The organism is Flintibacter sp. (genome assembly GCF_046973065.1).
This window is the reverse complement of sequence record NZ_JBKVXZ010000022.1, coordinates 41,494-48,947: the sequence shown is the minus strand read 5'-3', so window position 1 is coordinate 48,947 and position 7,454 is coordinate 41,494. Positions and strand designations below refer to the sequence as shown.

Sequence of the window (7,454 nt, the reverse complement as noted above, 5' to 3'; positions counted from 1 at the left end):
ACGACTTCGATGCGGTGCTGAACCAGTACTATGCCAAGGCACGGTTCTATGACGCAGAGAACCGTTATTTCACCGCCATGGATCCCATCCTTGATCCGAGCCAGTATGACCTAACATTTTATACTGAGGCTCCAACTTTGTTTGTTGGATATGCATATGTTTCCAATAATCCTATCATCTATATTGATTTGTTGGGATTGTTCAAAACCGGTGATAGGCTTAGCTATGGCCGGACTAACCCTCAGAGTGATGTTATGAAATTACAGGAAGCCCTCAATAAGTTTATGCCCTATTTGCAACTTCCTATTGCTGACGATGGAAAAACAGATTTTGACGATGCATATGATATAACTATTACGAAAAAGCTCACAGTAAACGGAGTCTTTGATTCTGCAACACTCAAAGCAGTTAACATGTTCAAGGATGCAATTATGCCAGGCGGAAATGTAGGCGCATACAGAGGCGTGGTAGGCGATACAACTTGGGATGCACTCGGCTTAGATAAATATAGTTCTGATGGTAGACGATACATAAAGGGTAACGCGGTTCAAATGCCTACAGTTTCAACTATAACTGGCCTTCCAAATTGGAATGACAGAATGGAAGTCATTGAGTGGTTTGGAAATGCATTCAATACCGCACCTGGAACTCTGTTTGCTTGGGATCCAGTACAAGGTATCTGGTATGCAAGAATAGATGCTGTTCAGCGAATGGGTGGATACAACGATTTTTATAATGATGTCTTCGCTGTAGCAAGTGAAGGTGATGTTAGTTTTCGTAGCTTCATTTCCATTTTCGACACCAAGAACCCCAAATATTCATGGCGAATCGAAGGATGGAAGGGAAACTATTTCCAGATGGGCGTTGGAACAGAAATTGGAATGTACGGTGAGCCTGTTGCAGAACATCAAGAGCGATATCATTCCAAGCATGTGTTGGATTGGTTCCCCAAACTTATGTGCAATACAAGACATTTCCCTGTTGCACCAGCAAACTACTGGCCAACAATTAGTTTAAGTCTGTATGCGAATAACAAACTACTCTTTACCCGACCTACCCAAAAGCATTGGTGGCTAGATGGCTTTGATCCCTATGCTACAATGACAAACCCCAATAACCTAACGGTAATCGCTGATATTGATTTCGGGTATGAGGAGATTGCCAAGGGTTTCGTTGATAATGTACGAGCTGGAAAAAAGGGCGAGGGTATTAGCTATAGAGGTAAGGTAACCTCGGCACTTAATATGTCTAGTTCTCGAATTGGTTCCAAAGTTTCTATTACTTGGAGGTAGCTCTTTGAGCAAGCAGGGGAACTGCTATCTTTGGCAGTTCCCCTGCTCTTAGTGGACTGGTGGAGGATAGCGGAAATGTTCAAACGAATTCGAATTGTAGGGTGTTTAATTAGCTTTTTATTGTTATTTCAATTATCGGCCTGTGGATTTCAAGGAGTCAACAGTATGATAGATTTTTCTAGCTTTAGTTCAAATGCAAATGAAGCAGATAGATTGCTCTACGATTCACTTAGCGGAAATCCGAACCTTGAAGCGGTCAAAGAAGCAATCGAACAAAAGGCAAATGCTAATACGCTTTTGGCCCATCCATCAAAAGACAATGCGCTTTATTATTACTCTGAAGAGCATATGGGTGAGGACATCTTTTGTAACCATACTGGAGTAGATATCGCAGAATATCTATTAGGAAATGGTGCTGATCCAAATTTTATATTGATGGATAAAACTAATCTTCTAATGTACAGCTGCGGAGCTTTTCCTATCTCCGGAGCAGGGATAGATCCTTTATTTGATCTTCTCTTAGATGCAGGTGCGAATGTTGATATGACCGATGATAACGGATTATCTGCACTCGATTATGCAATTATGTGTAACGATACACACAAAGTAGAGCGACTACTTTCGCATGATGCTGTTTACGATACAGATACTCTAATACGTTCTTTAACAACTTACCATGATTCTCAAGATCCGGATTCCATCTTTCGGAAGCTTCAAGTTGCAGAAATGCTTCTATCGAACTTTATCCAATCTGGTATAGGTGAACTTGCAGAGAAGGAAGATATAGCCTTATGTCTCGCAACTGTAAAAGGCGATTGTTCTTCTGCAATTTCTTATCTTCAATCAAGCAAACTAAATTTCGCAGAGGAGATTCCATATACAGCTAGTATTTTAATTTCTGCTTTAAACAACATTGATGTTTTAAAGGCACTGGAAACTACCAACTGTGCTCTTTTAACTGATCATCTGATTTCTGCAATCTCTTATGGGAACTATGATGTTTCTATATATTTACAAGAAAAGCTTGTATCCAGTATAGAGGCGCTTCGATTGGCAGTTCAGTTTGGACAGGCCAAATTAACACAGTATTTTCTTACTCTATCTGATAAATCTGGAGTTATTACTCCGTTTGATTACACTGAATTAGATACGTTATTAGTTAGTGCAGTAAAAAGTAAAAATCTTGATGTTGTTCGTATTCTTTGCGAGTATGGAGAGCAGTACTCACCTGATGCGTTTTATCACGCATTACAAGCAGCCGTTTTATCAGATCAGCAAACGATTTTGTCCTACCTAATCAACGAGATTGGATGTGACATAAATTACCACAGCGAAGGCCAAATGTCCATATTTGAGACTGCGATCTGTCATGGAAATTACGATGTTTTTCTTTTGCTTACGCAAGTCAAAAGTTTAAATCTCGCGGAAAATAACACTTACTTGTATTCAGCAGTTATGAAAGGCAACAATAAGGCATTACAGCATTTACTGAATATGGGCATTGATCCCAATGGGGGTAATCCATCTTATAATCCATTAGTGGAAGGAATAAAACGAGGAAATCTAGAGGCTATTAACTTACTTATTGCTGCTGGCGCAGATGTGAATAAAAAGCTTGATTACTCCGGGAATACAGCAGAAGGATTCGTGGAGAGTTTCTCCTATCCTATTCACGAAGCAGCACAAAGTCTGAGTAGTAATGTTTTGCAAACCTTAATCGATTCAGGTGCACAAACAGATGTAGTGGACAGTGATGGTAATACACCTTTAGACATTGCACTCACTTCGCACAATGTTGAAATATTAGAGAATGCTTAGTTACCTAGTCACTCCTCATATTTTGTTCCTTTCCGTCCTAATTATCAATGTCATACACTTAGTTAATCTCTTCTAATATAGTGGAGTCTATTTACTCTTGTTTAAAGATTTGTATACTCCTAAATACCGAATCTACCATACAAAAACCGTAGCCACCCCGGGCTGGGGTGGCTACGGTTCTCTAGTAAGCGTAAAAACAGTCGGCGGCTTGTCAGGGTAAAATGCCTCTGCCAAACTATAAGAGTCGGTAGTGTCAAGGAATTTTCGCAAAATGGTTTGCAGGCCCTGGCATGAGAGAAGTCAGCCAGCAATGGAGGCGTCCTCAAGGGCAGCCTCCAGGTGCTTCATGTTCATGTACTTCTTGTTGCCCCACTGGGTGCCGGCCACATGGCGCAGCCGGGCGCAGACCAGCATGAGGGCGGAGTTGCCGTCTGGGAAACTGCCCACTACACGAGTGCGGCGGCGGATCTCCCGGTTGAGCCGTTCAATGACGTTATTGGTACGGATGCGAGTCCAGTGTTCGCTGGGAAAATCGCAATAGGTAAGCGTTTCCTCAATGCCATCCTCCACCTTCTTGGCGGCTTCCTTCAGTTTCATAGCACGCAGTTCTTCTACCACAGCTTTGGCCTTTTCACGGGCGGCTTTCTTGCTCTCCTGGGCGTGGATCGCCTTGAGCATCTTGGCCACCAGCTTCACCTTTGAGCGAGGCGTAACGGAGAACACATTACGGTAGAAGTGGACAGTACACCGCTGGTATTTGGCCTCAGGATACACCTCTCCCACGGCTTCCAGCATACCAAGACACTTGTCGCCAACGATGAGTTTTACGCCGTCCAGGCCACGGCCACGCAGCCACTGGAAGAAATTGACCCAGCTGGACTTGTCCTCTTTCATCCCCTCAGCGGCACCCAGGACCTCACGATAACCATCCTCATTGACCGCAATCGCCACCAGAATGGCCACATTCTCAAACTCTCCGCCCCAGTTGCGGCGTAGGTAGATCCCATCCACATAGACATACGGATATCGCCCACCTTGCAAAGGACGGTTCCGCCAATCCTCAATGTGGACATATGCTTTCTTGTTCAACTCACTGATGGTGGAGGGAGAAACCTTGCTGCCCCAGAGGGCCTCAGTAATATCCTCCACACGCCGGACAGATACGCCGGCCAGATACATCTCAATGAGGGCTTCCTCCACACTGCTCTCCCGGCGGCGATACCGCTCAATAATAGCAGTCTCGAAGGAGATCCCCTTGAGTTTTGGCACCTTGAGAGTAACGTCTCCGGAAGTCGTAGTGAGGTTGCGGCTGTAGTGGCCGCTGCGGTAGCCCTGGCGCTGCTCGTTACGCTCGTACCGGGCCGCTTGGGTCAGCTTCTCCGCCTCGGCTTCCAGAAGCTCGTTGAGTGTTTCCTCTACGCTGCCGCGTACAAGTTCCTTGAGCTGCCCCTTGATTACTTCTTCGTTCAGCTGTACAATCTTCTCGGACATGGTTTGCCGTCTCCTTTCAGAATGGTGTGTCGCGACTTCATTCTACCAGAGGGCTGCAAACCATGTCTTCTTTTGTTTGCTTTTCAATTTGCGAAAATTATTGTACCTTATCTAAGAGTCTGAGGAAGTGCATGGTAGTACCAAGTAGGTAAGCGTAAAAACAGTCGGCGGCTTGTCAGGGTAAAATGCCTCTGCCAAACTATAAGAGTCTGAGGAAGTGCATGGTAGTACCAAGTAGTACCAGAGAGTGTCCCAGACTCCAAGATAGTGAGGTGCAGACATGGAGAAGGCAGCAAGTTTACAGAGAGCCAATCAACAACAGCGGTTGGTGGAATGGAGCCGGCGTGTGGAGGCCTGCCGGAGCAGTGGGCTGTCGGTAGGCCAATGGTGCCAGGAGAATGGAATCGCGGTATCCACCTATTTCTCCTGGCAGAGGAAGGTGTTCCAGGCCCTGAAAGAAGTCCGGGAGGTAACCTTTGCAGAGGCGCCAATCATGGAGCGTTCCCAGCTCTCCGGGCATATCGTAGCCGCTATGGAGGTAAGCGGTGTGCGGATCCAGGTCTATGGGGGAGCGGATGAGGCCACACTGCTGGCGATCCTCCGGGCAGCAAAGTCATGCTGAACGATTTTAGTTGCAGCTGTCCGGTGTACATCGCCTGCGGATACACAGATCTGCGACGCGGCATTGACGGGCTGGCAAACCTGGTAAAGAGCCAGTTCCAGATGGACCCGTTTCAGCGGGCGCTGTTTCTCTTCTGCGGGCGGCGGCGGGACCGGCTCAAGGCGCTTTACTGGGAAGGAGACGGCTTTCTGCTGCTGTATAAGCGTCTGGAGAGCGGCAGTTTCCAATGGCCCCGGAGTACGAAGGAAGTGCAGGCCCTGACGCCTCAACAGTACCGCTGGCTGATGGAGGGACTGAAGACAGAGCAGCCCAAGGCAAACAAAGCAGTGAGCGGCCTGAGCGTGATCTGATACCGGAAAGCATTGAAAATTCTGGCTTTTTAACCTGTTTTATGGTATCATTTTCTCATGGAAAACAAGAAGAACACTGCCGCAAGCACCCCGGAAATGGTGACCATCTCACGGGCGGAATATGAAGAATTGAAGCTCCAGAACCAATGGCTTCTGGAGCAGCTTGGTCTTGCCAGGAAGCGGCAGTTTGGCGCATCCTCAGAGCGGCTCCAGGAGGGCCTGATGGACCAGCTGTCCCTCATGGCAAACGAGGCGGAGGCCTATGCCTATGGGACGAAAAATGCCACAGCGGAACAGGTGGCGGTGAAGGCCCATGCCCGCAAGCGGCACAGCGGCAATGTACTGGATATCGTGCCGGAGGGAACCCCCACGGAAGTGGTGGAGCACCGCCTTTGCGAAGAAGAGCGCACCTGTGATACCTGCGGTGCCGTGATGGAGGAGATTGGGAAAGAGGTGCGCCGGAGCCTGAAGATGGAGCCGGCCCGGTTCTGGATCCGGGAGGATGTGTACTACACCTACGCCTGCAAGCAGTGCGAGGCGGAAACAGGCGAAGGCAATCTCCGGAAAACACCCAAACAGCCGACGCTCTGCCCAGGCAGCTTCGCCTCACCAGAGGCGGTAGCCCATATCATGACGCAGAAGTTTGTCATGTACTCACCGCTGTACCGCCTGGAGCAGGAGTTTCAGCGGCAGGGGCTGAAGCTGTCCCGGCAGACGATGGCCAACTGGATCCTGCAGGCCTCGGACACCTGGCTGCGGCCGGTGTATGACGTGCTGCACCGGCAGCTGTGCAAGGAAACCGTGCCGCATGGAGACGAGACCACGCTGCAGGTGCTGAAGGAGCCGGGCAGGACCTCTACGAGCAAGTCCTATATGTGGGTCTACCGGACCAGCGGCTGCGCCGAGTATCCCATTGTCCTGTATGAGTACCAGCCCAGCCGGAAGGCGGAGCACGCGGCGACCTTCCTCAAGGACTTTTCCGGCTGGCTGCACGCGGACGGCTACCAGGGCTACCACAAGCTGCCGGAGAACATCCGGGTGGTGGGCTGCTGGGCTCATGCCAGGCGAAAATTTGACGAGGCGCTGCAAACGCTGCCCAAAGAGAAACGGCAGGAATCTCTGGCGGCCACCGGCGAGTGTTACTGCACCAGGCTGTTTCAGTTGGAGCAGGCTCTCGTGGAACTGACGCCGGAAGAGCGCTATACCAAGCGGCTGGAACTGGAGAAACCGGTTCTGGACGCTCTGTTGGCATGGGCAAATGAGACCAGCGCCAAGACGGCGCCCAAGTCCGCCTTGGGTAAGGCACTGCACTATCTGCGGGAGCAGTGGCCCTACCTGGTGCGCTATCTGGAGGACGGCAGGCTGGAGCTCTCCAACAACCGTGCCGAGCGCAGCATAAAGCCCTTTGTCATAGGCCGGAAGAACTGGCTCTTTTCCAACACCCCGGCCGGCGCTCAGTCCAGCGCTGTGATCTACAGCCTGATTGAGACCGCAAAGGAGAATGACTTGGATCCCTACCGCTATCTGGTTTGGCTCCTGCACAACGCGCCTGACATGAGCCGAACGGATGAAGCCTGGGCCGAATCTTTCCTCCCGGTGAACGCGCCCCAGGAATGCAGAAGTCCTAAATCATAATAGAACTGCAGGCCGCCATCTCAATGCACAGGCACTGAGATGGCGGCCTTTTTATGCGCAGGGAGATTTGACGGTTACTTTCTAAATTTCTATTTGACGCTTACCGACAAAATGGTAGAAGTCCTGTGAACTATCTGAGCCCCGCTTGCGGAAGTTATTTCAACAAGATTCTATTGCCCCGATACCATAGTCAAGTGAACATTTTCTTTACATTCCCACCGTCCCCTGCATGATTTTGGATATATC

Annotated in this window: 6 protein-coding genes; 5 read left to right on the top strand and 1 reads right to left on the bottom strand. The window is 49.0% G+C overall.

From position 1 onward, the window contains the following. The coding region (locus ACLTXB_RS09620) for a DUF4474 domain-containing protein (protein ID WP_428226821.1) at positions 1-1,292 on the top strand (1,292 nt) is incomplete at its 5' end. A gap of 75 nt (positions 1,293-1,367) precedes the next feature. Further along, positions 1,368-3,110: an ankyrin repeat domain-containing protein gene (locus ACLTXB_RS09615; protein ID WP_428226820.1), complete on the top strand. Its 1,743-nt coding sequence runs from the start codon at positions 1,368-1,370 to the stop codon at positions 3,108-3,110. 300 nt (positions 3,111-3,410) lie between these two features. On the opposite strand, the gene ACLTXB_RS09610 is transcribed toward ACLTXB_RS09615, so the two are convergent. Further along, a complete protein-coding gene (locus ACLTXB_RS09610; protein ID WP_428226819.1) occupies positions 3,411-4,601 on the bottom strand; it encodes an IS256 family transposase in 1,191 nt (396 codons plus the stop codon). Between the two features lie 280 nt (positions 4,602-4,881). Between ACLTXB_RS09610 and tnpA the strand changes: the two genes are divergently transcribed. The 3 genes from tnpA (at position 4,882) to tnpC (ending at position 7,208) form a co-directional block, all read left to right on the top strand. Then, positions 4,882-5,223 (top strand): IS66 family insertion sequence element accessory protein TnpA, encoded by a 342-nt coding sequence (tnpA, locus tag ACLTXB_RS09605; protein WP_410859895.1) that lies wholly within the window; start codon positions 4,882-4,884, stop codon positions 5,221-5,223. Continuing rightward, a complete protein-coding gene (tnpB, locus tag ACLTXB_RS09600; protein WP_130850017.1) occupies positions 5,217-5,573 on the top strand; it encodes an IS66 family insertion sequence element accessory protein TnpB in 357 nt (118 codons plus the stop codon). The genes tnpA and tnpB overlap by 7 nt, the downstream gene beginning before the upstream one ends. A 96-nt stretch (positions 5,574-5,669) precedes the next feature. Next, positions 5,670-7,208 carry an IS66 family transposase gene (tnpC, locus tag ACLTXB_RS09595; protein WP_428226818.1) on the top strand — a complete coding sequence of 513 codons (1,539 nt, stop codon included), beginning with the start codon at positions 5,670-5,672 and terminating at the stop codon, positions 7,206-7,208. The last annotated feature ends 246 nt before the right edge of the window (positions 7,209-7,454 follow it).